General features: G+C 45.4%; 22 protein-coding genes. 6 read left to right on the top strand and 16 right to left on the bottom strand.

Going from position 1 to position 26424, the window contains the following annotated elements; translation table 11 throughout:
* Nucleotides 1-51 precede the first annotated feature (51 nt).
* Nucleotides 52-516: a GNAT family N-acetyltransferase gene (locus ACKU40_RS08295; protein WP_320176048.1), complete on the top strand. Its 465-nt coding sequence runs from the start codon at nucleotides 52-54 to the stop codon at nucleotides 514-516.
* Between the two features lie 58 nt (nucleotides 517-574).
* On the opposite strand, the gene ACKU40_RS08290 is transcribed toward ACKU40_RS08295, so the two are convergent.
* The 5 genes from ACKU40_RS08290 to ACKU40_RS08270 form a co-directional block, all read right to left on the bottom strand.
* Nucleotides 575-1354, bottom strand: coding sequence for a transporter substrate-binding domain-containing protein (locus ACKU40_RS08290; protein ID WP_320176047.1), 780 nt, complete (start codon nucleotides 1352-1354; stop codon nucleotides 575-577).
* 719 nt (nucleotides 1355-2073) lie between these two features.
* Nucleotides 2074-3084: an alpha-hydroxy-acid oxidizing protein gene (locus tag ACKU40_RS08285; RefSeq protein ID WP_320176046.1), complete on the bottom strand. Its 1011-nt coding sequence runs from the start codon at nucleotides 3082-3084 to the stop codon at nucleotides 2074-2076.
* A 15-nt stretch (nucleotides 3085-3099) separates the two neighbouring features.
* Nucleotides 3100-3897 carry a sulfite exporter TauE/SafE family protein gene (locus tag ACKU40_RS08280; RefSeq protein ID WP_320176045.1) on the bottom strand — a complete coding sequence of 266 codons (798 nt, stop codon included), beginning with the start codon at nucleotides 3895-3897 and terminating at the stop codon, nucleotides 3100-3102.
* 27 nt (nucleotides 3898-3924) lie between these two features.
* On the bottom strand, nucleotides 3925-4623 hold the full coding sequence (locus ACKU40_RS08275; protein WP_320176044.1) for a FadR/GntR family transcriptional regulator: 699 nt from the start codon (nucleotides 4621-4623) through the stop codon (nucleotides 3925-3927).
* Nucleotides 4624-4764: 141 nt separating this feature from the next.
* Nucleotides 4765-5415: a succinate dehydrogenase/fumarate reductase cytochrome b subunit gene (locus ACKU40_RS08270; protein WP_320176043.1), complete on the bottom strand. Its 651-nt coding sequence runs from the start codon at nucleotides 5413-5415 to the stop codon at nucleotides 4765-4767.
* Between the two features lie 332 nt (nucleotides 5416-5747).
* Here ACKU40_RS08270 and ACKU40_RS08265 point away from each other — a divergent pair, with 332 nt between their 5' ends.
* Nucleotides 5748-8576 carry a pitrilysin family protein gene (locus ACKU40_RS08265; RefSeq protein ID WP_320176042.1) on the top strand — a complete coding sequence of 943 codons (2829 nt, stop codon included), beginning with the start codon at nucleotides 5748-5750 and terminating at the stop codon, nucleotides 8574-8576.
* Between the two features lie 41 nt (nucleotides 8577-8617).
* Here the strand turns inward: ACKU40_RS08265 and ACKU40_RS08260 are convergent, their stop codons facing one another.
* Nucleotides 8618-9247, bottom strand: coding sequence for a YigZ family protein (locus ACKU40_RS08260; RefSeq protein ID WP_320176041.1), 630 nt, complete (start codon nucleotides 9245-9247; stop codon nucleotides 8618-8620).
* Nucleotides 9248-9431: 184 nt separating this feature from the next.
* Between ACKU40_RS08260 and ACKU40_RS08255 the strand changes: the two genes are divergently transcribed.
* The 3 genes from ACKU40_RS08255 to ACKU40_RS08245 all read left to right on the top strand — a co-directional run bounded on the left by ACKU40_RS08255 (nucleotide 9432) and on the right by ACKU40_RS08245 (nucleotide 13305).
* The gene (locus ACKU40_RS08255; protein WP_320176040.1) at nucleotides 9432-9776 is read left to right on the top strand and encodes a DVU0772 family protein; all 345 of its coding nucleotides are present in this window, start codon (nucleotides 9432-9434) and stop codon (nucleotides 9774-9776) included.
* Between the two features lie 148 nt (nucleotides 9777-9924).
* Nucleotides 9925-11904 (top strand): ATP-binding protein, encoded by a 1980-nt coding sequence (locus tag ACKU40_RS08250; protein WP_320176039.1) that lies wholly within the window; start codon nucleotides 9925-9927, stop codon nucleotides 11902-11904.
* A 210-nt stretch (nucleotides 11905-12114) separates the two neighbouring features.
* On the top strand, nucleotides 12115-13305 hold the full coding sequence (locus tag ACKU40_RS08245) for a PLP-dependent aminotransferase family protein (RefSeq protein WP_320176038.1): 1191 nt from the start codon (nucleotides 12115-12117) through the stop codon (nucleotides 13303-13305).
* Nucleotides 13306-13383: 78 nt separating this feature from the next.
* Here the strand turns inward: ACKU40_RS08245 and ACKU40_RS08240 are convergent, their stop codons facing one another.
* Both ACKU40_RS08240 and ACKU40_RS08235 read right to left on the bottom strand, forming a co-directional pair.
* Entirely contained in the window at nucleotides 13384-15105 is a 1722-nt protein-coding gene (locus ACKU40_RS08240; protein ID WP_320176037.1) for a bacteriohemerythrin, read from the bottom strand.
* 151 nt (nucleotides 15106-15256) lie between these two features.
* Nucleotides 15257-16192 (bottom strand): LysR family transcriptional regulator, encoded by a 936-nt coding sequence (locus ACKU40_RS08235; RefSeq protein ID WP_320176036.1) that lies wholly within the window; start codon nucleotides 16190-16192, stop codon nucleotides 15257-15259.
* A gap of 95 nt (nucleotides 16193-16287) precedes the next feature.
* Between ACKU40_RS08235 and ACKU40_RS08230 the strand changes: the two genes are divergently transcribed.
* Nucleotides 16288-16725: a hypothetical protein gene (locus tag ACKU40_RS08230; protein WP_320176035.1), complete on the top strand. Its 438-nt coding sequence runs from the start codon at nucleotides 16288-16290 to the stop codon at nucleotides 16723-16725.
* Nucleotides 16726-16741: 16 nt separating this feature from the next.
* Here ACKU40_RS08230 and ACKU40_RS08225 read toward each other — a convergent pair whose 3' ends face one another.
* The 8 genes from ACKU40_RS08225 to ACKU40_RS08190 form a co-directional block, all read right to left on the bottom strand.
* Nucleotides 16742-17509: a transporter substrate-binding domain-containing protein gene (locus tag ACKU40_RS08225; RefSeq protein WP_320176034.1), complete on the bottom strand. Its 768-nt coding sequence runs from the start codon at nucleotides 17507-17509 to the stop codon at nucleotides 16742-16744.
* A 72-nt stretch (nucleotides 17510-17581) separates the two neighbouring features.
* The gene (locus ACKU40_RS08220; protein WP_320176033.1) at nucleotides 17582-18493 is read right to left on the bottom strand and encodes a bifunctional enoyl-CoA hydratase/phosphate acetyltransferase; all 912 of its coding nucleotides are present in this window, start codon (nucleotides 18491-18493) and stop codon (nucleotides 17582-17584) included.
* Nucleotides 18494-18558: 65 nt separating this feature from the next.
* Nucleotides 18559-19038, bottom strand: coding sequence for an acetolactate synthase small subunit (ilvN, locus tag ACKU40_RS08215; RefSeq protein ID WP_320176032.1), 480 nt, complete (start codon nucleotides 19036-19038; stop codon nucleotides 18559-18561).
* Between the two features lie 98 nt (nucleotides 19039-19136).
* Complete coding sequence (locus ACKU40_RS08210; protein ID WP_320176031.1) at nucleotides 19137-22259, bottom strand: EAL domain-containing protein; 3123 nt, start codon at nucleotides 22257-22259, stop codon at nucleotides 19137-19139.
* An 87-nt stretch (nucleotides 22260-22346) separates the two neighbouring features.
* Entirely contained in the window at nucleotides 22347-24548 is a 2202-nt protein-coding gene (locus ACKU40_RS08205; RefSeq protein WP_320176030.1) for a transglutaminase domain-containing protein, read from the bottom strand.
* 103 nt (nucleotides 24549-24651) lie between these two features.
* Entirely contained in the window at nucleotides 24652-24963 is a 312-nt protein-coding gene (locus tag ACKU40_RS08200; protein WP_320176029.1) for an IscA/HesB family protein, read from the bottom strand.
* 152 nt (nucleotides 24964-25115) lie between these two features.
* Nucleotides 25116-25952 carry an AraC family transcriptional regulator gene (locus tag ACKU40_RS08195; RefSeq protein WP_320176028.1) on the bottom strand — a complete coding sequence of 279 codons (837 nt, stop codon included), beginning with the start codon at nucleotides 25950-25952 and terminating at the stop codon, nucleotides 25116-25118.
* 10 nt (nucleotides 25953-25962) lie between these two features.
* On the bottom strand, nucleotides 25963-26355 hold the full coding sequence (locus tag ACKU40_RS08190; RefSeq protein WP_320176027.1) for a cupin domain-containing protein: 393 nt from the start codon (nucleotides 26353-26355) through the stop codon (nucleotides 25963-25965).
* Between the last annotated feature and the right edge of the window lie 69 nt (nucleotides 26356-26424).

Below are 26424 nucleotides of genomic sequence, written 5' to 3'. Positions count from 1 at the left end.
TTCTTTCTGGTATATACGGTTAATCAAACCAGTCCTCAGAAAGGTGTGAAAATGAAATCTTCAATTCATTATGATCAGTTGCAGCCTGGCGAAGAAGGCCGTGCTTCCAAGTTGATCTTCAAAGTTTTCGATGAAAATGTTGCTCCGTGTTTTACGGAAGAAGGTTGTTCAGAATTTAAGTCCTATGCAACTCCTGAAGCCCTGCGTGAACGTGTAGGGTACGGATCTTTTATTTTTGCGGCACGAGATGGTGAAGAACTTGTGGGTGTTGCAGAAATACGCTCTTTTAAGCATTTGTGCCTGCTTTTTGTTGATTTAGCACAACAGGGTAAAGGTATTGGAAAGGAATTAATTCAGATGGTTGCAGACCGTTGCCGGGAGGCTGGGAATAGTGAACTAACCGTTAATTCTTCGCTAAATTCCCGAACTTTCTATGAGAGATTTGGCTTTATTGCACAGGACGAAGAGCAGCTTAAGAATGGCATACGATTTGTGCCGATGAAGTATATGCTGTGATTATTTGCCACAACATAAGCTCTTTCAACTGTCGAAATATGTCTTGGCAGACCGTTTGTTAATCAGCATACCTGCTAAGTTCGGTCTCATATTTGATTTCAGTTATGGCGGCGTTGATCTTGCTGATTGTGTCATTTGAAACATCTTTGGAAAAGATCAAATGACGTGTATTTCCTTTTATGATGTCTGCCATGGACATGAAGTAAAAATCATTTTCCTTGTAGGGAGATTGCTTAATTATTTTAGCGATTTCTACTGGAGCCAGCAGGCAGAAATCAATTCGCTTATCGTAGAGCATTCTGACAAGTTGTTGAGTTGTTCCGGATAGGGCATGAAAGGCTTGCGGATGTTTTGTGAGTAAATAATCAATATATCCTCCCATTGAATGACCTGCAATAAGACCTGTTTTGTATTTACTCTGTTTCAAAAGTTCTTCCAGAGTATTATATTTCGAGAATTGTTCGCGATCTTCTTTTCTTAAAAGCACAAGAATGGGTTTGTTTTCGTAAATTGGTAACGAAAACTTAGCATACTCTTCACGTTCCGGGGTCTTAAACCATCCTATTGAGGCAAATGGACCTCCCTTCTTGAGGGTATGTAATATCCTTTTGGATGGCATGCTTATGTATTCGCAATTGCATCCTGCTCTCCGCATAATTTTCTTTGTGAGATACAGTAAAATACCATCTGGTTTTTGTTGGTCATTTGTATAGTAGTAGGGCGGAAGTTCGATATAACCGATTGTTATTTGATCAGCATAGATCGTTTTATTTGATAGAGCTAAAATAGAAAAGATTATAGTCGAATATGTGAATATGAGATAAAGAGTGTTTTTCATATCTCTTTTGATTTTTTCATTGCAATTGTGTTGGAGCTTGGGTTTAAGCTCCTTAATTTATGCATTTAGAGCACTTGCAATGATAACACGTATAGCTGTGTCTGTCTATTGATCTGCTGGAAAAAGGACAAAAGAAAACCCCGGATGGAACTTTAGTTCCACCCGGGGGCTTTAAATACATGTTGTACTGATTACTAAGTAACGTGTCCTAACCACATGTTAACGGTTTGCTTTTAGTTTTACCTAAATCACGCGTATCAACCATGATTAGCGGTTGTTTTGAAGTTATTCTTAAACGCGTCTAAACCGATTTAATGGTTTGTTACGAAGTTACAATAAATCCGTTTTGCCGTTGAAGAGGGGCGCCTTTTTCGCATTTGCCGGGATAACCGGCTATTTCCAATCTCTCCGTGGGCCCGTAGGAGGTCTTAAAAGAACTCACGCGGTAGGCTCCCCTCGAATTGAGCCTCTACTTGAGACTCTTCTTTAGAAAGTGACATCAAATTGATTTCACTCCCGTCTGAGGGTTGGTAACGAGTTGCCTTGGTACAACTACCTCTGCCTTTGAATAAAAGATAACTCCGCTTAAGCCACGCGTCAATACCTAAAATAGATTTTTATCGTTGCTAAGAAAAAGAAAAACAAATTAGCTTTTACAAGCAATTAGAAAAGCGAGGTAAAACTGGATATGAAGTTTCACTTCGCTGATTATCAGGAGATTAGCGGTGCAAGGCTCTGATATCTACGAAGCTTGCTTTTTCTGTTCCGGTGAGGACCATTGCTGCAGTGAGTTCCGCTTTGAGTTGGTCGATGTATTTTTCAACGCCTTCCTGCAGGCCGCCTATGGTGGCAATTGAGAAAGGACGTCCTATCATGACAGCATCAGCGCCGAGAGCCAGCATCTTGAGCACGTCGATGCCTGTGCGTACGCCGCCGTCGACCATTACGGAACACTGACCTGCAACTGCACGGGAGATTTCAAAAAGAACCTCCGCGGTACCGGGGCAGGAGTCAAGAACGCGGCCGCCATGGTTTGAAACAACAATACCTTTGGCTCCGGCATCAATAGCCATGCGTGCTTCATCCGGGGTCATGATTCCCTTGAGGATGAAGTCGGCATTTACAGATTCGATGATTTCGCGCAGTTTACGCATGCATTTAGGGGTAACCGGACGGCCCATTTTCTTCAGGGTGATCAGTCCGGCTGCATCAATATCCATACCGATGATTTTACATCCGGTTTCTTCTGCTTTCTGGAGCTTTTCGTTAAGCTCTTTATCTTCCCAGGGTTTGATAAATGGTATTCCGTGCCCGTCTACATCTTTGATGGCTGCAAAGCCGCTTTCATGAATAAAGGGGGGCACGCCGTCTCCGGTACAGCCGATGATTCCTTTGTTCCTGCAGCCTTTGAGCTTGTTGGTGACATAATCCAGTTCGCTGACCTTGCCGCCCATATTGAATTCCACGCCGCCGATGGGAGCGGCAATGACGGGAATATCGAGGTCGATGCCCATTACATTCACAGAAGTATCCGGATCGCTGAATTCATGGATGGTACGCATGTTCAGCTTAAGGTCTTCAAGTGCTTTTACGTTATTTTTAAAGCTGGCTGCAGTACCGAGTCCTCCCATGCCGGGAACTTCGCCTACACAGGCTTTGCCGTTACAGACAGGACATACTTTACAATAGCCTTTCATTAATTCTCGGGCGTTATCGCGTACTTCTTTCATGAGATTTCTCCTATATTAAAAAATGCTAATCAGCATTCTGGTTGCTACAACTATGAGCAGGATTGCAAAAATTTTCTTAAGTTTATCCACAGGCAGGCTGTGGGCCAAACGTACACCAATGGGGGCTGTCAGCATACTGGCGGAGACGATTCCGATCAAGGCAGGCAGGTAAACATAACCGAAGCAGTAGGGGGGGAGTCCCTCAATTCCGATGCCGGTCCAGACATATCCGGCAGTTCCGGAGATGGCGATGGGCAGACCTATTGCTGCTGCAGTGCCGATGGCGGTGTGAATGACGATATTGCACATGGTCAGGAAAGGCACGGAAAGTGTTCCGCCGCCGATGCCTACGAGACTGGAAAAGATACCGATCACGTTACCGGCAACGAAGAGTCCCTGAAAGCCCGGTACCTGCCGGGAAGCCTTGGGCTTGAGTCCGAAAAGCATTTGTGAGGCTACGTAATAAAGGAAGACTACAAAGATGCCTTTCAGAAAATTGGTGTTCATGAATGAAGTGGACAGGGAGCCGAGAAATGTACCGAGGATGATGCCCGGGGTGATGGTCTTGAAAATATCCCAGCGCACGGCTCCGCGTTTGTTGTGCGAACGCATGCTGGATATTGAAGTAAATATGATGCTTGCAAGGGAGGTTCCCAATGCGATGTGCATGAGATGAACATCCGGTATCCCCAGCGGAGGCAGGGTGAAGACAAGGATTGGTACAATAACCAGCCCTCCGCCGATGCCGAGCAATCCGGCCAGAATTCCGGCGAAAATACCAAGTACAACGAAAATCAGTAAGGTGGAGAACATTCTTCCTTCCTCAACTTTTGCTATAGGTTATTCTGATGAAGTGCGGCCTGTTGCTGCTTCTTCAACTTCATCGATGTGCTTGCGCATGGTTTTGCGGGCCTGATCCTGGTCACGGTTTTCAAATGCTTCCAGGATCTTGAAATGTGCAGAAATTGAGGCCTGTTGCCTTTGTGGCGGTTGCAGGATCTCACTGCGGCTTTCCTTCATAATTCGCTCAAGAGCCATCATCATTTCCGGGAAAATCGAGTTCCCGGTTGCCTTGGCAATTTCAAGATGCAGCAGGGCATCAAGATCTCTGGTGTTTTTACCGCTCTGGGTTTTCATCTGTTGATCGAAGACAATTACCTTTAAGCGGTTAAGAGTCTCCTCATCCATGGAGGCCGCGGCAAGGGCGGCAATTTCCGGTTCGATGACTCTCCTGAATTGGAAAATGTCACTGATCCTCTTTTTCTGGTCGCTGAAAGCTGTGGTGAAGGCTTCGAAAATGTCTGCGTCCATATCTGCAAGAATGTAGGTGCCGTCTCCGCGGCGGCTTTCAACCAGATTTTTTTGGGCCAGAGATTTGATAGCCTCTCGGATTGAACTTCTGGAGACCTTGAATTTTTCGGCTAAAGACCTTTCCGCAGGAAGCTTGTCGCCTTTTTTAAAATTGCCCGATTCAATCAGCTCGGCAATCTGCTGTGCTACTGACTGGTGCACTGTTTTTGCTGGATTATTTGAATCCATAATGGGTCCTACCAATTTGTGGTTTTGAACAATTGGTCTGACCAATATCATTGATTGGCAAATCAGACAATAGAAATTGAAGCAAAAAAAAGCCGTCTACCAGAAGTAGACGGCCGTTCTGCAAAGGGTTGCAGCTAAAGTCTAAGTACTCAAGGTCATAAAGCGGGCCAGAGTGGCCAGACCAATACAGATGAAAAATACAGCTAGCCCGGTGGCGAACTTATTCAACCTGCCGCGCTGGTAATCCTTGATGAAGCCCCATTTGACCGCAATTCTGTACAGTCCTGCCACAACGTGCATGACCACCAGCGGAGCCAGTACAAGGTAAAAGAAGATCCACGGGCCGGACTGAATGCGTTCAGCGGAACGTGCCGCAGTGATGGGCAGGTCGCTGAGCACAGCCCACATATGGATAGCTCCCATAACCAGAATCAGCATGGCGGAAACAACCTGTACAACCCAAAGCCATGTGTCACGGTGTTTGAGCATTTTGGCGTGTTTCCAGATGGTTTTCTGGCCTTCAAGCCTGAAAGGAATCTTGCGCGCAGCAAGGTAGAAATGAAAAAGGAAAAGCAGGAAAAGGAGGGGCCCGCCGATCTGGGCCATGTAGTTTTCCTCGTAAGTGTGGGCAATGGTGTCCATGATTGATGGACTGAAAATTATACTTGAAACAAGGCTCATATGCATAAATACAAAAATGATAAGAGCCACCCCTGAAAACATCTGGAGCCAGTCCAGAATCGCGTCACTCTTGCCCCGCTTGACAGGAGTAACAGTAGAATTGAAAGACATCAGCACCTCCGTATAATTATTGAAATAAAATACCTCGCAACTGGTATTTTCCGCGCCGGAGATAATGTACTTCATATGTTGTTTTGTCAATCAACATAAACATTGTTTGTTGCAGTTAAGGGCTTGTAATTACGGGCTCGAAGGTCTGTTTTACGTTTTTCGTAATGGTGAGGTCTTTGTTCTGGTTTTTCATGTCTATTTCGGTCTTCGCATTGACCTTGGCGAAAGCTATGCTTAATTTGTTTTTGTGTTTATGGGATATTTATCATCGCCCTCTATTTTTACGATAATTTGTACTTCAAACCTGATTGACATACTGGAGTTTAAGAGACATGGTCCCTCAACAAAATGTGAAGGCTGTAGCAGCCGTTAAAGGATTTGATTTTGAAAAAATATGTATTTTTATGCTGCTTTGCGGGGTGCTTCTAATGAGCTCCGGATGCAAAGTGGAAAAAATAGATGACAATAAAAAGGAAGATGTGGCTGCCGGATTGATCGAAAATGAATCCGGTGCCGCTCCTGCGGTTCAGCCCGTTGCTGATACCACCGCGGAAAAAGCTGCCTCCGCTGAACTCAGCGAGGAGATCAAGAAAGCTCTTGCTTCCGGCGAAGGTCCGCACGTGATCAAGCTCAAGAACGGCATGTCCATACTTGTTAAAGAAGATGACCGTTTTCCGCTGGTCAATGTGCGCTTGTTTGTGCATGCAGGGTCTTCTTATGAAGAGCCGGGGCAGGCAGGGATCAGTCACCTTCTGGAACATATGGTTTTCAAGGGTACCGAAACCCGTGCTCCCGGTGAGACTGCCCTTGAAATCGAATCCGTGGGCGGTGACATGAATGCCGCAACCAGCTTTGACTACACTGTTTATTACGTGGAAGTCCCTGAAAATGAATGGAAGCTGGGCATGGATATTGTCACTGACATGACATTCAACGCCAAGATTGATCCTGAGGAGCTTAAATCCGAGCGTGACGTTGTCCTTTCCGAGCTGGAGCGTGGTGAAGATAATCCCGGCAGCAGGATTTTTAAGACTCTGCAGTCTATAGTCTGGAAAGATACCAGTTACCAGTGGCCCATCATCGGTTACCGTGACACTGTTAAAGGTATATCCTCTGAAGATATTCACGCCTACATCGACCGCCTTTACCAGCCGCAGTCAATGCTGCTCAGTGTTGTGGGCAAGATTGATCCCGAGGCAGTTGTTAAGGAAGCGGAGAGACTTTGCGGCAGCCGCAAGTCCGTTAATCCTGTTGTTCCTCCCACGGCTTTTCCTGTTCCTGCAACCGGTAAGACCACCGTTAAGGTTGTTCCCGGTAAATGGAATAAGGCTTATATAGGCGCAGCTTTTCCCATTCCCGGCCTGAGCTCTTCCCAGATTGCCGGACTTGAAACCATGTGTGAGCTTCTCGGCGGCGGTGAAACTTCCCGTCTTTACCGCAAGTTCAAGTATGAAAAGCGCATGGTAGACAGTATTTCCGTGTCATCCCTGACTCTTGAGCGTGCGGGGATGCTTTATGTCTTTGCTACACTTGATGCGGATAAAGTCGAAGAGTTCTGGAAGGAACTCATGATCGAACTTTCTTCCGTCGATTTTAATGATTTCACTGATCGCGAAATGGATCGAGTGGTTATCAATCTTGAAGATTCCCTGTTCCTGACCAAGGAAACCCTTTCCGGTCTGGCTTCAAAATTGGGATATTTTCAGTTTTTTGAAGGCGGACAACAGGCTGAGGATAACTATCTTTACGATTTGCGCAACATCACTCGTGATCAGTTGCAGCAGCTTTATGATGAATACTTTGATCCAACAAAGCTGGCTGCATGCATGCTCATGCCTGAAGGTGTAGAAGTTGATGCGCAGGATTTTGAAAAAGCCGTTGCTGCAAATTGGCCTGCAAAGACCAAAGCTGCTGCACAAGCGGAAGTTGCCGGTCCGGGTGAAGCCGCGACTGTCGAACTGGCTAACGGCAGTAAGCTGGTCTTTATTCCTGATGAAACCCTGCCTTATACCGCCATGTCCATGTACTGGGTGGGCGGCGACGCAGACCTCTCTCCTAAAGAGCAGGGCCTTGCGGCGATGGTTTCCCAGAGCCTGACTCGCGGAACTAAAAGCTTGAACGCAACAGAGTTGGAAGACTTTGTTTCCGATCGTGCCGCATCCCTCGGCGCAACAGCCGGGCGTGAAGTTTTTGCTATCAACGCAAAGTTTCCATCCCGCTTTACTGCGGATATGTTGCCGCTCGTTAGCGAACTCATCACCAGCCCGCGTTTTGCTGAAGAAGAATTGGATCGTGTTAAGCAGGATCAGGTTTCCGCAATTAAGCGTAAAGAGGATCGCCCTCTGAGTCTTGCGTTCAGGAATATTTTCCCGTTTCTTTATAAAGACGGCAGCTATTCATATTTCCATCTCGGTATGCCGGATAACGTGGAGAAATTCTCCCGTGAAGAGATCATTGCCTACTGGAAGAAGCAGTCATCCCGTCCTTTCGTAATTTCCATTTGCGGAGATTATGACCGTGATGCTCTTGCTGCATTTGCAAAAGATCTTGACGGCAAGCTGGTTGTTAAAGCCACTGCAGTGGCGGTGCCTGCTCCTCATTGGGGAGTGGAGAAAAAACTTACCATGACCCTGCCGGATCGTAATCAGGCTCACCTGATGGTTGTTTTTCCGGTTCCGGGCATGGAAGATGAAGAAGCGACCGCTGGGCTTTCCCTGCTTCGGGCATCTCTTGCAGGGCAGAGCGGTTTGCTTTTCCGTGACCTGCGTGACAAGCAGGGCCTTGGTTACACCGTTACTGCTTTTCTCTGGCAGGCACCTAAGACCGGATTCATGGCTTTTTACATAGGTACCAAGCCGGAACAGCTTGAGCAGGCCATGGCTGGATTCGATAAGACCGTGAAAATGCTTAAGGAGAAATATTTGCCGGAAGATGAACTCCTGCGCGCCCGCAATATCCTGCGTGGTGAGTACTATCAGGAACATCAGAGTCTGCTTTCCCGAAGCCGGGAAGCGGCCAGCCTGATCGTAAAGGGATTTGAGCCGAATCTTGATCAAAAGATTATCGAGCGGGCTTCGAAGACAGATGCCGCTCAGGTCCGCGAGTTGATTAATAAATACATCGACTGGGACAATAAATATACTCTGACAGTAAAACCGTAAGCCAAACAAAACCCCCTTGCTTCATGTGAAGCGAGGGGGTTTTACCTCCAAATATCTTCTTCTTCCACCAACAACTCTGCTGTCCCGTTGGTTTCTTCCACAATCCGAGCACTAAATGCTTCTACCTGATCCGAAGGCATGATCAGAGTGAATGTCAGGCTGGCTCCGAAGGATTGTTCCTCAATTTCAGCACGGTAGTCATCAAGCATGCGCCGCAGCATTCCTTCCTGTGCGTATGAAATTTTGACAGTCAGCACGCGCATAGGGACTTTCATTACCACTTCAAGGGCTTCTAAGCCTTGCTGAACTGCACCTGAATAAGCCCGGACAAGCCCTCCGGTTCCGAGTTTGATACCTCCGAAATATCTGGTCACAACCGCGGCAATATCCCCGATGCCGCTGCCTTGCAGTACTTGCAGCATGGGTTTGCCTGCTGTTCCTTGCGGTTCTCCATCATCACTCATGCCCATGTCCCCGGTCTTGGGTGGGCCGGCTATGAAAGCAGAGCAGTGGTGGCGGGCATCAGGGAATTCGCTTTTTATTGAGGCGATAAACTCTTTTGCCTCTTCTCGTGTGCTTACCGGTTTGATGTCACAGATAAAACGGCTTTTTTTTATGGTTTCTTCAGTACGAATACTTTTTAGAGGGACTGGATATGCTTGGTTAGACATGATTGCTTAATGTTTAATATTATTGGTTTTGTTTGTGTGATGTCGTGCTTGGTTAATTCATATAGTACAGAAATTCAAATTTTATGGAATTTATCTCTTGACTCACTAATAGTAATTGTTATTATTAAATCAAGGTTGATGGGAAACCGATTAGTAAAAATATTTTAGAAGTAAGGAGATAACTATGGGAAGCCTTAGAGATTATAAGAACTGGGACATTGATTGGGAAATGACTCCTGAAGATGCAGTAACCCTGTACCTTGAATGGGGAAACCATCCTTGGGACTCCAAGTTTGCACCGGTAACATCCAAGAGTGACTATACAAACTATTTCACCGTTTATCTGTGGGACGATAAGCCGAGAGTGCTGTTCGTACGCAGGAACTCGGAAGAGGCTCGTGAACTGATGAGCATTGAACTGCCTAAGGACATTGCTGACAGGTTCAGGAAGTCGGTCGGCGATCTCAAGGGAAATTATCCCGTAAACGCCGAAGTAAGAGAATGGATTGAATCGCAGATGAATAATTAGTTCCCATCTCCTTATCATCTAGCACGCAGGGGGACAGGCAAAAGCCTGTCCCCCTCACTTTTTGCCGTGCGGTTTTTGCTGAGGTTATGATATAGTCTTTAATAAGGATTAATGGCGGTAATTTGTGTTTTCTGACGGGAAGGACTTTATGGTTGAAATGAATAATCACCATGAGCTAGGTGAGCTTCTGCCAGCAATGATTTGCGAGTTTTTACCTGACAGTACTCTCACATATGTAAATAAGGCATATTGCGAGTTTTTTGGTAAAAATGAAGAAGAGCTCGTTGGCTACAAATTTCTAGAGTTCCTACCTGAAGAGGCGGTGGATGCTGTCAAAAACAGGTATCTTACTCTCACTCCTGAAAATCCGGTTCATACTCATGTGCATGAGGTTGTCAGGGATGGTGAAATCTGCTGGCATGAATGGACGAATCGTGCTTTTTTCAACGAACAGGGGCAGGCGGTTCGTTTTCAGGCTGTTGGGCAGGATACGACAGAACGCAAACTCATGGAGCAATTGCTGAAGTCGCGGCTTATGCTTCGTGAATATTCCATTGAGCATGGTGTGGATGTAATTATCGGACGTGCTCTTGAAGAGGTGGAAAAGCTTACATGCAGCGAATATGTTTTTTTTCGTTTTGTTGAGTCCGAAGAATTTATAATTGATGTGAATGAACAGGCCGAGCTGAATTCTTTCCTAAGTAAAAAATATGAAGGGAAGATGCTTGATGCTGCATTATTGGATGATTGGTGTTTAGAGTGTTATCGTAAATGTTGTTCAATTTACAACGTTGAGATTGATGAAAGTGATTTGCATAAAGGTTTGCGGCACGACTATATGCAATATGTTTTGATTACTCCTGTCCTGTATCAAGGTAAAGTTTTTGCTGTTTTGGGTTTGTGCAAGAAAGATCGGCAATTTTCTAAAAATGATACTGAAGTGATTAATCAATTGGCAACTACAGCTGTCGATGCTGTTGTTCATAAGATTATGAGCGATGCCTTGTTGAAAAGTAAAGAAAAGGCAGAAGCTGCAAGTAAGGTTAAATCAGAGTTTCTCGCAAATATGAGTCATGAAATACGTACGCCCATCAATGGAATAATGGGGATGCTTCAACTTTTAAAAACAACGGACCTTGATGCTGAGCAACTGGAGTATGTTGATTATGCGATGAAATCCAGCGGCAGGCTGAGTTCTTTGCTTACTGATATTCTAGATCTTACAATGGTTGAAGCTGGACAGTTTGAATTGCAGATAGCTCCTTTTGAAATAGCAGAAACTATAGATTCGATAAGGCAGTTATTCGGGCAGGAAGCTCGTGAAAAAGGCCTTGTCTTGAATTTTAATATCAGTCCAGATGTTCCGGAAACCATAAATGGAGATGCTCTTCGTTTGCAGCAGGTTCTTGTTAATCTTGTCGGTAATGCTTTGAAATTTACCGAGCATGGCATGGTGGATGTTGAAGTTCTACTGGCGGAGAAACATCCAGATGGTCTTTTGTTTAAAGTGAAGGACACTGGAATAGGGATAGCTGATGGTATGCTGGAAAAGCTCTTTGAACCGTTTATTCAGGGAGATGGTAGTTATAAGCGGAGCTTTCAAGGAGCTGGATTGGGACTGTCTATCTGCAAGCGGGTTTTAAAAGTGATGGGCGGTGAAATTTATGTTTCCAGTATATTGGGAGAAGGGACAGTCTTTTCGTTTATAATGCCCCTGATTGCAGAGGAATCCGATGCTCTGGGCGAGCAGAGGCAATCTGCGAAAATTCTGATAGCTGATGATGATATGGTCAGCAGGTTTGCTATTCAAAAACAGCTTGAAAAAATGGGTTATGAAGTCCATATAGCTGAAAATGGGGGGCGAGCGTTGGAGATGCTTGCCGCAAATGAATATGATTTGGCATTGATAGATATTCAGATGCCTGTTGTGGATGGGGTAGAAGTGATCAGGCAGGTCCGTTCCGGGGCTATAGGAAAGGTTGTAAGCCGCATGCCCCTTATTGCGGTTTCAGCTTACGCAATGTCCGGCGACGCCGAGAAATTTACGGAATCAGGTGCTGACGATTATATTACAAAGCCTTTACTCTTTGAGGATTTAGAGAAATCCATATTGAAGATCCTGATTTAAGTATTCTTTTTTCTGTACTGCAGTAAAAAAACTGTTTTGCTACTTGTGTTCTAAATGAAAATCAGTATGCTTTCTTCCATTCCAACGTTCGCATTCCTTTATTTTACCCGAAAATAAGCAACGAACTGCCGAAATCCCACTGTTATATTTTTCAGTGGCGTAATTCCTAATGCCTTTCTTTCGGCATCACATATTCTCAAGGAGGCTAATATGCCCGTTAAGTTTGCAGACCGTATGTCTACAGTTCACAGATCTTTTATCCGTGAAATTCTGAAAGTAACTGAAGATTCTTCAATTATTTCTTTTGCCGGAGGCTTGCCCAATCCCGAACTTTTTCCTGTGTCCGACCTTGAGGCTGCTGCGGTTAAAGTTATGCGTGAAAGTGGACCGCAGTCCATGCAGTACTCCACAACAGAAGGTTTTCAGCCTTTGCGTCAGTACATTGCTGATCGTTACATGGAGAAAAAAGGCATTAAGGTTGATGCTGATGAAATTTTGATTACCTCTGGTTCACAGCAGTGTCTGGACTTGTTGGGTAAGGTTTTTCTTAATGCCGGGGATAATGTTGTTATCGAACGTCCCGGTTATCTTGGCGCTATCCAGTCATTTTCCGTTTTTGAATCAAATTTCCTCACCGTAGGTCTTGAGGAGGATGGTCCTGATCTTGCCGAGCTGGAAAGGGTTCTTGATGAGAATGAAGCAAAAATGTTCTACGCTGTAACCAATTTCCAGAATCCTTCGGGCTTGACCTACAGTGCGGAGAAACGTCAGGGCGTGGCGGACATTCTCAAGGGGCGTGATGTTCTTTTCGTAGAGGATGATCCTTACGGTGAACTCCGGTTCATGGGTGAGTTTGAAAAGCCTGTTGTTCGCGGCTACCTTGAAGATAATGGAATCCTTTTAGGTTCTTTCTCCAAGGTTGCAGCTCCGGGATTCCGTCTCGGCTGGATGGTCTGCGGCGGAGAAACCCGTGATAAGTTGATTATCGCCAAGCAGGCTTCTGACTTGCATACCAGCACATTCGCTCAGCGGGTTATGCATCAGTATGTTACTGATAATCCGCTCGATAACCATATTGAGAAGATTCGCGAACGTTATGGAAACCAGCGTGCGGCAATGGTCCGGGCCATTGAGGAATATTTCCCGGCTGAGGCTAAAGTTACCAGACCTGAAGGCGGCATGTTCCTCTGGGTAACCTTGCCTGAAGGAATGTCCTCCATGGATCTTTTTGATGAGGCTATCAAGAATAAAGTTGCCTTTGTTCCCGGCCGTCCCTTCTACGTCGACGGCAGCGGTGAGAATACTTTCCGCTTGAACTTCTCAAACTCCGATGAAGAGCACATTGTAGAAGGCATTAAGCGTCTTGGAGCTGGAATTAAGTCCTTTCTGAGTAAAGCATAGCTAATTTATTACATCAAAAAATGAGAGGCCCTGAAACATTTGTTCCAGGGCCTCTTTTGTTATTCTGATTAGTTAAGCTTAATCGTAGCCGTGTTCATGCATGAAGTCAGTGTACTTGGCATCAACGACCATGATGTGCTTGATGAGCCAGTCTTTGAGGAAGCGGATAATATCCGTTGAGGCAGTAACTTTGCCTCGCTCGACATCGGCTTTGAAATCAGCGATTTTATCGATGAAGGTTTTATGCAGTTTCTTGTGCGGATCTTTTTCAGGATATCCGTGTTTGTCGAAAATTTTCTCTTCGTATCCAAAGTGGTAGATGGTGTACTCAAGCAGTCTCTCAGCCACTTCGCCGATGATGGTGTCAGCCTTGCGTTGACGCATGGCTCCGTACAGTTCGTTGATCAGGTCGAGCAGTTTCATGTGATGTTCATCAATGATGCGGACATCAACTGAAAGATCGTCTGACCACTCAACGATTTTACCGGAGCTGGTATCCACAATTCTGCCGGATGAAATACCCTGTACAATTGAATCAAGTTCTTCGACTACACTTGCGATTTCGGTAAGCGCGTGGGCGGATGCGGACATGCCTTCCGATGTTTCCGAAGCAACTCTTGCCACGTCACTGATGGCCATGTTGATCTCTTCGGATGCTGCGGACTGCTCTTCACTTGCTGCGGCAATGGATTCAACTTGAGTATTGGTCTCGTCAACGAAACCAACAATTGCTTCCATGAGTTCGCCGGATTTGGCCGCTGCTTCAGTGGAGTTCACAATATCTTCAGCTGCAGATTCAACAGCAGCGATGTTTTCGCGTGCATTATCCTGAATTTTGGATACGGCCTGTCCAACGCCTTTCGTTGCGTCCATTGTTTTTTCTGCAAGTTTACGGACTTCATCAGCTACAACTGCGAAGCCACGTCCTGCTTCTCCTGCCCGGGCAGCTTCAATAGCTGCGTTCAAAGCGAGAAGGTTGGTCTGGTCGGCAATATCGGTGATAACTGTCATGATCTGGCCGATGTTGTCTGCCTGTTCGCCCAAGGTTCCCATGGTCCCCTTGAGGTTAAGGATGGTATCCTTGATTTGTTCAAAAGATTGGATTGCCTCTGCAACTCCTTTAGCGCCATGAACAGCATTGTCTTTGGACTGGGCAGAACTGTTGGCTGCAAGGCTGGCATTCTGAGCTACTTCCAGAACTGTGCTGTTCATTTCTTCCATTGCTGTGGCTGTTTCGGTAACACGGTCACGCTGCAGTTCCATGCCTGCGCTAACTTGGTTTACCTGTGCACTGAGTTCCTCAATACCCGCGAAAAGTTTTCCGGATATGCCGCCCGCATTTGCAGCCGACTTGCTGATGGATTCAAGTACGTCTTTTTGATCAGCAAGTTCTTTGCGAACGTTTTTGGTTTCTGATTCAGCTTTGTTTAATCTGTTGCGCAGGTTTTCTGCTTCTTCTTCTGATTTTTTGAAGTTTTCAGCCAGTTCATGGATTGCTTTACCTGCTTTTTGCGCTGTCTCATTAACATTGTCATCAAGGCTGGCAGGAATGGAAGCCTTTGCTTTGCCTTTGCTCAGGTCTATGAGGTAGTTGCACAGAGTCTCCTGCTGACTGTTCAAACCGGAGTTAAGGGAAATAAATGCCAGTATTGTTGCGACAATGGCAATACAAATAATAATTATTTGCGAGAGGGAAATTCCAGACTCCGCAGCCGGGAAAAAAGCAGCCATGACGACCGAAGCAGCAGCCATCAGGAATATCACAGCTATGGATAATGTTAGTTTAAGTTTTTCAGGCATGTTTTCTCCTTTTTGCGGGAAATTCTTATTCTGTGTGTTAATTGTACTTATAAAATAAAAAAAGTTTATTACGCAAGTGTGGTTCAGATAATAACTACTTTTGATTGGAAAAATATCATCTTTTTTTGGAGAGTTGTAAACTGGTTGGATGTTATAAACTATGTCCCAGTGGGGGGAGTTGTGTTGCGACTTCCTTAATTACTGAGCGTATCCATTGCTGTGCAGGATCATTATCATTTAATGAATGCCAATGCTGAGATACTTCGAATTCAGTATTTTTTAAGGGCAGTTGGACTATGCGTAAACGTCCCTTCGCTGCATACATTTCTGCCAAGCGTTGGGCTACGCTGCCGACAAGGTCCGAGTTCTCCACCAGTGAAGGGATCACAGTTTCCTGCTGCAACACGATTTTTATTTTTCGCTGCACTCCTTTGCGGTATAGGTAATCTTCAAGAAATCCCAGCCCGGACTCTGAAAGTGAAAGGGCTGCAAATTCACTATCGGCCATTTCTGCTTCATTCATTACCTTGCCTTGGATTGGGTGGTCATTGCGGATCACACAGACTTCCCTGTCGTCAAACAGCTTCTCCTTGAGTACCCCAGCCCCGTAATTTCTGGGGCAGCCAAGAAAAACATCCAATTTGCCGTTTTGTAGCATTTCTTCCCGTTTTTCATAAGTTGTCTGCATTATGCGAATCGATATTTCTGGAGCTCTGTTTTCAATTAACTGTAATATATCAGGAAGTAGCAATTTGCATAGATAGTCGCTGAGTCCTAGGCTGAATGTCCTTTTGGATGATGCCGGGTCGAATTCACCTCGGTCGGCAATAGACTGGTTTATGGTTTTCAGGCTGGGGGCGATGTTTCTGTGTATTGTTTTGCATAGCGGAGTCGCTTCCATGATATTACCGCGGCGAACAAAGAGTCGGTCATCAAAGTGATGGCGCAGTTTGGAGAGGGCATGGCTGACGGCGGACTGGGTCATGAACAACTTGTTTCCGGCAAGGGTCAGGCTGCGCTCGGTGAAAATTGTATCGAGTATGACCAGCAAATTAAGATCAAGGTTGGACGGATTAGTTTTGCTCATACAGGGAATGAATAGTTTTCAGTGGTAAAAGTTAATAAGCGGGAGTAGTTATCCTCCCTAACTAAATCACTACTTCATTTCAGGGGAAATTCAAAATGTTTGCATTCTATGGTTCAATCGCGGTTGTAGTGGCTTCTTCCGTGATTTATCACCTTGCTCAAAAAAGCATAGCCGGAGGCGGTTCTTTTTTTGGGTCTCTTGCTTTTGCATATGCCTTGGCCATGGTTTTCAGTCTGGTGGGAATGTATTTCCAGACCGGGAAGATAGAATTGTTTGATGTTGTTAGTTTTAAAAACTGGCCTGTTCTTCTTTTAGGGTTGGCGGTTTTCGGGATTGAGATCGGGGTTCTGCTTACTTATAAAGCCGGGGCGAATGTAAACACCCTGCCGATTCTGGTTAACGGTGTGGTTATGGCGTGCCTTATCCCCTTGGGGGCTGTGATTTACAGGGAACACATATCGCTTACTTCCGTGTTAGGGATATTGCTGATCGGTTCCGGTGTATGGGTTTTGTGTACATCCAGCCATGCCTGATTTATAATTTAGCAGTTTATTTACACGGTGTGATCATTTCTTTGGGAATATCCATTTTTCGTATAAAGTCATTGCAATCAATCGATTTTTTAAATTCATTAAGTTCTTTCGAAAATTTTTGGCTTATTCTCCCATATCCCGGAACTTTGGTAAATCCGATATAGAGTGCGGTCGTGTACACATTGTTTGGGCAGATAGCTATACGCTCTTGCAGGTTCATATTTGCCATAGTGTTTACGCCAACAGCGCGGTAACCAGCTACTAAGTCAATTCTTCCGGCCAGTAGTTTTAGAAAATTATGGCGTATACTGGATACTTGTTCTTTTTCGAATAAAGTGCTGTTGTCAAAATTACTCCCATATGTGTAGCCTTTTGTTATTCCGACCTTTTTCCCTTTCAACGACTGGATGCCGTTATATTCAAAAGGGTCATCCGCACGTTTAAAGATAACGGTAACGACATTCATGAGTGGCTCTTCAGGATATATCAGCCAACGTTGCCGCTCTTCTGTTTTGCGTAATCCGAAAATTCCATCCACCTTCCCTGATTCAGCCATAAGTAAAGCTCTTTTCCAAGGAACAAATATAAGTTTAAAGCTTAAATGCATTTTGTCGAAAACTATCTTAGCCAATTCATACTGAAGGCCTCTAGGGATGCCGTCTTCCTCATAGTAGTAGGGAGGGAAGGGGTCAGTCGCGAAAGTGAGCTGTCTTGCTGCAAAAACGTATTGAGGGGCTAGTAGTAAGATCGTTATTAATGTGATGAGCTTGTATCTAATTTTCATACCCTCTCCCTAGTCTTATTCGGACACTTGCTTTAACGTAGCATGTATTAGCTTAGTCTTGTAGTTTTCTATTTACATCCCAGAAAGGTAGCAGGCCAGTGCAATGGAATGGAATTTAGAACTGTCGGAGTCTCCTCTTGATGAAACAACAATGGGAACTTCACTTCCAACGACAACGCTGGCCATGGTTTTTCCGGCAATGGTAGCCAAAGCCTTGTAAAGGATATTTCCGCTTTCAATTTCAGGGGTAAGCAGGATGTCTGCGCAACCGGCCACAGGATTATCAATCCCCTTGCAGGTTGCCGCTGTTGAAGAAATAGCAAGATCCAAGGCCAGCGGACCTGCGACGTATGCATCCCCGAAAGCGTCTTCAGCAGCCATCTTAGCAAGGATGTCCGCATCAAGAGTTGCGGGCATGGCCGGGTAGTTCACCTTTTCTGTTGCAGCAAGGATTGCCGCTTTAGGCTTTTCCATTCCGAGCTTACGCGCAACATCAATTGCGTTGCGCAGGATGTCTGCTTTGCGTTGCAGGTTGGGTTTGATGTTAACTCCTGCATCAGTCAGCAGGATGAGTCTTTTTTGGGAGGATGCTTCAAATACTGTTACGTGACTTATGATCCCTCTGGTGGGTACTCCTGTCTGTTTATTGAGGATGGCTTTGAGTACCGTGCTGGTACTGACCAGACCTTTCATGATCAGGTCGGCTTTGCCATTTTTAAAGTAGGAGACAGCAGTTGCTACTGCTTCGACATCATCCTGTTCATCATGAAATTCAAATCCGCCTATGTCTAATCCGTGCTTTTCAGCTACGGCAAGGGACTTTTCTCTGTTGCCGATGAATATCGGTTCGGCAATGCCTTCTTTATGTGCAGTGAGGGCGGATCGGATTACAAATTCTTCAGCGCATGGAGCAATTGCCACGCGTGCCGGCCGGTCGTGATTGCGGACCGCTGTAATTATTTCATCTAGTGATGTTATGGTCATCTGCGCACCTTTATACGGTCTGGAAGTTCCGTCTGGATTATGAACAATTCCGCGTTGGTTGAGAGTTATTCATCTCCGCGTTTGAGTGCGATCATACCTGTTCGGCAGAGGCTTTTTATCCCGAAAGGCTGGAGGATTTTGATAAGGCCTTCGACCCTTTCCTGGTCTCCGCTCAGTTCTACGGTAATGGTTTTCTGCCCCATCCCGACAACGTCGGCCCGGAATACTTCGAAAATCTGCATAATTTGCGACATGGTGTCTTTGTTTACTTCAACTTTTATAAGCACGAGCTCGCGGTCCACAAATTCCTTGCGGGCGAGATCGTCAAGCTGAATGACAAAATCCATGGCCTTAAGTTGCTCAGTAACTTTAGCAATTTCTTCTTTGTTGCCCTCGGCGCATATTACCATGCGTGAAACGTCCATGTTTTCTGTTTCTCCGCAGGAAATGGAAGTGATGTTTATTTTATTTTTTTGAAAGGCGGCTGATGATTCAGCCAGAACCCCGGTTTTGTTTTTTACCAGTGCAGATATGGTGTGTTTCATCTTTACTCCTGAAAATGACAGTTCTTTTTCATGGAGCATACACGCAAAGCTACCCGTGAACAAGCAGGGACGCGAAAAGATAAGGAGGGGCAGGGGTGTTAAATTGTAGTTAATCCGGGAGGGCAGAAACCTTCGGAGCGCATCTTGACCAGTTTTTCCGCGTCTTCATTCGTCTGAGGTTTGTCGAAGTAGTAACCTTGCACATAATCACAGCCGATATCTTTGAGCAGGATAAGCTGTTGTCTTGTTTCAACACCTTCAGCAATTACGTCCATGCTCAGGCTGTGGCCCAGAGCATTTACAGCACGAACAATCTCAAGGGATTCGTGGTCGCTTGCCATATGGCTGACAAAGGAACGGTCGATTTTAACAGTTGATGCGGGGAAGCGCTGCAATTGGGCCAGTGAAGAGTATCCGGTGCCAAAGTCATCCACTGCCAGCCTGATACCCATCTCTCCGATTTTTTTCAGGTTCAGGGAGGAAGCTGCATTGCGTTCCATGATCGCTGACTCAGTAATCTCCAGCTTTAAATTATCAGCCGGAATCTTGGTCTCTTCCACAATTGTCTCAATGGCTTCAGCAAGATCCGGTTTGGACAGCTGGCTGGGAGAGAGGTTGACGGTCAGGAAAAGATCCTTGGTATTAGGATAACGCCTGCACCATTCAGACATGAATTTGCATGCTTCAAAAAGTATGATTCTGTCGAGTTCAACGATTAATCCTGTCTCTTCAGCAACAGGTATAATCTGATCAGGAGTCAGGAATCCCCGGTCCGGATGGTTCCAGCGGACAAGGGCTTCAAATCCGGCCAGATTACGATTTTGCATGCTGTAAATAGGCTGGAAGTACGGGAAAAATTCATTTTCAGGGATGCCTTGTCTTATTTCTGTTTCAATCAGCAGGCTTTGCAGGGCTTTTTCATGCATGGTCTTGTTGAAGACCTTGAACTTGTTAACCCCTTGTTCTTTCGCCTTGTACATGCTGATGTCGGCATCACGGATAATGTGCTCCGGATGCTCGTAGCTTGAGGTCTTGAAAACAATGCCGATACTTGAGCTGATGACAACTTCCCGCGAGGAGATATTCATCGGCTTGCGGATTTCGTTGCGGATATCACGGATTATCTGAATAACCATTTGGGGGGTGGAGAAATCATCAATGAGTACTGCAAACTCATCGCCACCCATCCTTGCCACTGTATCAACAGGACGCAGGCAGTGCTTGATCCTTTTGCCGACTTCAATAAGAAGTTCATCCCCTGCCTGATGACCAAGGCTGTCGTTGATGCGTTTGAACATGTCGATATCAAGCATCAGGACCGCGAAAGTTCTTTCCGGAATCTTGCGGGAGATGTCCAGCGTCTCTTCAAGACGCTCAAGGAAGAACGTGCGGTTGGGAAGCCCGGTCAGGGAGTCGTGAAGTGACTGATAAGAGAGTCTGCGTTCATATTCCTTGCGTTGTGAAATATCGTCGTAAATTATGAATGTCCCGGAGATTTCATCATTGTATAGAAAGGGGTATCCAAGGATTGAAACCGGGATCAGCCTGCCGTTTTTGTGGCGGCGCATGTCTTCTGTCCGGTATGTTTCACCCCCGAGGATTTTCTTCAGGTTTGCTTTGATTTTTCCCGGATTGGTCGGTGAAAGGTTTTCGCAGCAGGGGGACATTTCTTCGGTTGAGTAGCCGAATAGTTTGGTGAAAGCACGGTTGGTGTCTACCACATTTCCTTTGGAGTCAGTTAATGCGATGGCTTGCGGGGAGCTTTCAAAGAGCTGCATGAATCGCGATTTGTGTCTGAAAATTTTACGTTCAGCTACAATCTCTAAAGTAGAGTCGAAAGCGGTCCCTGTGTACAGGACAGGTCTGCCCTGAGAATCATAGGAGGTGCGGGCATTGATTGTAACCCATTTTTCCTTTCCTCGGCGATGGTTTACGCGCAGCAGCATGCCATTGACTGCTCCGTCGGTGAGCAGTCTTTTCAGGAACTTTTGACGTCCTTCATGATTGTAGAGAAACCTTGAAGCTTGATCATTTCCCGCCAGCATTTCATCAACGCTATCATATCCCATGATTGCCGCTAACGCCGGGTTAGCCACTGTAACCCTGCCTGCAGCAGATATCTGGAAAATAGCAACAGTCGCGTTCTCGAAAATTGACCGGAATTTCTTCTCACTTTCCAGCAGAGCTTCTTCGGCCTGCCTGCGTAAGAGGGCTGCTGCAACTTGTTCGGAAATTGCCACCATTAGGTCAATGTCCCTGGAGTTGTATACACCGGGCCGTTCATATGACTGAATTGCCATCACGCCCATAATTTTCCCCCCGTATTTCAGAGGGATGCCCATCCATGACTTAGCAGGGGAGCCGACATGATTTATGCTGTTGGTTCTCTGGTCACTGAAATCATTTTCGTCAAGCAATAGGGGGTGTTCAGCCTTAATAACTTCTACGCTTAGGCTTTTACCTTCAATCATCGGTAAAACTGTATATGGTGCCATGAAGTCTTTTTCATCAGCGTAGTAGGGAAAAGTTAAGGTCTTCTGTCTTTCGTTGTATAGTCCGACAAAAAAGTTCTCGGCTTCAATGAACGGCTTTAGACTTTCGTGAACCTGCTTGAGGAATATGGGGGTATCTGCCGTTGAGTTCAGGGCAGATGAAATTTTGTAGAGGATTAAGTTGATATTTTCGGTTTGTTTTCTTGCCGAAATATCGCGGAGGGATTCAATGGCTCCGATGGTATTGCCGTTTGCATCCAGTATTGGAGCTGACTGAACCCAAAGGTTAGTGCTTTTTCTGTTGCCGAGGTTTTGGATGCATATTTCAGCGGCGAGGGCTCTTCCTCTGCGGCTGATGGCTCCATATTCAATTTCACCAATTTCATCACAACCGTTAACAAGATCGATCAGGCCGGGAGTTCTTTTGCCGTGGATGAGCTTAATGTGTTCAAAGTTACCTTTTCCAATGACATCTTCTGCTTTTGTGGCGGTAAGCTGCTCAAGGGCTGGGTTCCAGGCAACGACAATCCCCTCTCTATTGATAATGAATGCCGGATCAGGAATGAAATGTAAAATGCTTACAGCAGGGGAGTTGGGTACAAGAGTAGAGTCATCAAGGCCGGAATATGTTTTTTCGACCAAGTCTATAAAATTGTTCAGCTCATCGGCGAGTTCTAGAGACTGGTCTCCGATGGTGTCTTTAAGTTGTTTTTCCAGCAATTCGTGCATCGTAGTAAGTGGATACTTTAATAATTGTTGAGTTGCAAGTCAGCTTGTCTCATTTTTGAAATAGCATAACCTTGTGCTATAGTAACCTTATTTTCCGATTTTGTGGACAGAAATCGTCGGTTCGTTTTGAGTGTTCCGTTGCACGCTAATTAAATAGTAATCTCCATGTGGAGTACTTATTTCCCATGTTTTGTCTTCGTGGTTCATTTTTCCTTGAACAGTTTTTTCGATTATTTGAAATCTAGTCTTATCTATTAATTTAGATACAGAGAAATCTTTAAAGTATTGAGGTTCTCTCTTGTTGTTTTCAAAATAAGGCAGTTTGAATTTTATAGTCTGCCAATTTGAGTAGAAGTCTTTGCTTTCTGATGTTGCATTTACATTTCCTGTCTGATCCGTAAGTAGCGGATAAAATGGCTTCCAGTTTTCTCCGTCATAGAATTCTATCCAGCCCTGTTCATCAAGAAAACGTGCCGGAATACCTGCACTACGCAGAATTGCAGTGTTTAAAATACATATTTCAGCAAGTGAGGAAGCTTTGCCGGTATCCAGTATGTATACAGGCGAGAGTGAATTCCCTAGTGCGCCTCTTTGTACTGTGGATATTCCGGTATTGAATTTTCTTATTTTTTTCAGCAATTTTTCAAGTCCACCGATTTTGGTGAGGTTGAATCTTTGATGAATGGATTTTCGCCAACTGCTTTGCTGTTCGTACATGATACGCGGGTTAAGGACATATAGCTCAAAAATATTGTCAGGGTATTTTAGGCTCTTTGACTCAGCTTCCTGTCTTGCTAGATCAGAAAAAAGCGCATTTTCAATCAATTCAGAATCAGTAATGGTCAGCAGATCTGCCGCAGGCATGATGGAGATGGATTTGAACAGTGAATTACGGTTGGCAGTTGGGCAGGTGCTCACTGATAGCATTACTTGCGGGGTGTTCAACCCTGAATTTGCAATGGCCGGAGCATAGTCGGGCATTGCAAATTCAGCACTTTTTTCCATGCCTGAAAGATTTTGCAGTCGCCTGTTTTTGATGGAATCAAATTCGGTCTTTTGGGCTCCTTCAGAATTTTTGGGCGGGGTAGGTATTTTTATGGTGTCGTTGTAAACAAATTTAAAGCTGATGGTGCCTTCCGGTTTGTTGTCAGGTTGCATTCTAAGCATAACCGGCGAGCGAACTGCTTGTTCTCCGGGAATCCAGATTGAGCCTGAGTATGCGGAATTATCTCCGTTTGCTGCAGAGATAAGTACGGAACCAGGACCTAATGTTATATCCGCCTTCCCTTCTGCGTCAGTGGTCTTGCTGGCCACAGGTCTGAAAGATGCATAGTTCAGCACTGAAAAGAATATCTTAGTCTCTGGCAGAGGGTTGCCTTTGGAATCTAATACCAGCACTTCGGTTCTGCTTGCCGGGGCATAACGCGCTGTGGTGTTAATCAATGTACAGCCGAAAGACCGGCCAAGAATTGGGTAATCGGTTGAACTCGCGTTGCCGTAAGCATAGGAAATTACCAGCGGTGCCTTGCGCACTGAGCCGCTGAACCATGCATGATCAAGCCCGTAATCGGGATTGGCGGACTCAATGTAATGCCATTTGCCGTCTACCTGAACTTCGGTCCATGTATGGTTGTCGTTTGAATGCTGCCATGCCGGGACCATGGCCTGCCTTGCGGGGATACCTACGCTGCGCAGCGCACAGACGGTGAGGATGACAGCTTCTTCACATCTTCCCCAGCCCCGGTTGATAGTCATCAGCGGGTTTTGGTCCCAGCGCTGGGTGGATTTGAATCCTGTCTTGGAAAAACACCAGCGGTTTACGGCAAGCACCGCTTCTTCCATTGATGTACATTCAGCAACAATGGGTAAAAGTTCGTTGTAAAACTGTTCTCGCCAACTGACTGCTTTTTCCTGACTTACACGGTGGGGCAGGACGTAGTGAAGAAAATCGTTCCATGAAATATCTTTTCCCCACTCTGTTGATTCTCGGGCAAGGAACGCATAGTCGAGGTTTTCGGACAACTCCTTTGCGGATAGTGCGGCCCGGTCTGATGGCGGAAGGTTGGAAACCAGAAATTGTGCGGCCTGCCGTTTTTCAGGATTTTCAGTATATCTGGAAATGAAACTTTCCAATTGAGCACGGTTGCTGCCTGAAGTCTCAAGGATTTTTGTTGTTGATGCGGAGTATGGTGAAAACTTATCTTGATTATTTTTAGTTGAACAGGCGCATAGTGATGCGCAGAAGTAAATGGCAGCTAAAATATATGATATGTTTTTGAGTGAAATCATGAGGATTAGTCTAGCATATAGTCCGTCTTATGTAAAAAAAGACCGGAACCATAAAGGTACCGGTCTTTGAGTTCTTTTGCGTCGCCACATCATGGCGTTTTGATCAGCCGCAACCGCCGCAGCAGCTGCCGCAGCCACCTTCAGACTCTTCGAAGACGAGGGAAGAGGAGATTTCAATGCCCATGGGTGAAAGGTCTATTACCATGGGTTTAGCCTGTTCGAAAAGCTCCTGATCAACTACAAAGTCGTAGCCTTCAAGGTTGACAGTTTCATCTCCGTCTTTAGCGGAATCAATTCCAAGGGCCAGACGGATCCCGCTGCATGCGGAAGCAATGTATATACGAATCGGCTCTTTGTCTTTGCCTTCAAAGTGCTGATCAAGTACTTCTTTTGCTTTCTCTGTGATCTTAAGCATTATTTTCTCCTTTTGAGGTTTGTTTTTCTAACAGAATAGCCCTCATGCAAGGTAAGTCAACCTGAATAAAGCAAAAAAAAGTTCAGTATTTGTTTTGCTTCTGAATGCGCTTGTTTTGCATTTAAAAATCCTATTCGCCGGTAGGCATTTTGCTATCTGTTCTCCCGAAGAAAACGTCCGGGTGAAATACCTATTATCCTTTTGAAGTGGCGGGAAAAATGACTTTGGTCAGAAAAACCGGAATTAAGTGCCGCTTCGATAAGAGCTTCTCCAGATTGAATCCGGGTTTTTGCTTCGTATATGCGGTAGGAGATGATCTGTTCCTGCGGTGAAAGTCCGTATCTATTTACGAACAGCTTCTGCAGATGGAACGGATTTAGACATGCTGTTTCTGCAAGATCGTTTAGGGTTATTTTGTTTTTGAAATTTTGTTCAATGTATTCTTTTACCCGACTCAATGCATTGTCCTGAGGTCCGGTTGTTTCCGGTATGATTCGGTTGGTGCTGAAATGTTCCAGTGCATGGTATAAAAAATTGTTCAGGGCTGTTTGTTTTTCCAGTTTTGTTCCGGTTGTTTTTGAGAGGGAGAATAGTTCGTCAAATGATATCCGGTCGAAATCTTTGTAAGCAATGGCAGGGTTAAAATGTGGCGCAGAACAAGCCTTGCCGCTGATCTCTTCTGCAAGGCTTTGCAGATAGGATGGATTGACGCACAGGGCTCGATATGAGTGGGGGCCAAATTCATCTTTGCTGATAGATTCGCAGCTATGGGAAGTGCCGGGGGGAAGTATGCACATCTCCCCGGCACAATATGAACAAGTTTGAGAATTGATACAGACCTTGCGTTCACCCTGATCTATCAGGCTGAAAATGTAGCTGGAATGAACGTGGCGAGGGAAGCGGTTTGCGATTCCGTATGCTTCAACAAGCACAGCTTCCGGAAGTTCTTCCAGTTCATGGAAGGTCAGTTTCTCGTTTTTTTTTGTCATTTGTTTCGGTCTATATCAAAGCCGGGAAAAACTTGGCAAGTAGAGTCAGCCCCTCCGGCCCAGCCTTTACGCTATGTTCTTTTCCTTTAGGGATAACAGCGGATTTTCCAGGATGATAGGGGGTAGACTTGTCTGCCAGGCTGGCATTACCGCTTCCTCCGATAATTTCATGCAATTCCCATTGGTTTTCATGGATATGCGTTTCAAGGGTGCAGTCCGGGTCAATCCTGACAATGTGGCAGCTCAGCTGCCCTGCGGTCTCATCTCCGGTGAGAAGGTGCTTGAGGTAAACTCCTTCAAATGCAGGGTGCGGATTCCATTCAAGGTTTGAACATTGAATGGGACCGGAAGTGGTTTCAATTGTGCCGTTCGCGGCTAGTATGGGAAATTCTTCAGTTGTCATGTTGTCCTCCTGTTTTTGTTGGTGTGCTCGTCATATAAGCAGGATCTGGAGGAATATTATTGTACGATC

Source organism: Maridesulfovibrio sp. (genome assembly GCF_963666665.1).
Lineage (GTDB): Bacteria > Desulfobacterota > Desulfovibrionia > Desulfovibrionales > Desulfovibrionaceae > Maridesulfovibrio.
Note: the sequence above shows the minus strand (reverse complement) of the source record. Positions and strands in the feature narration are given on the sequence as shown.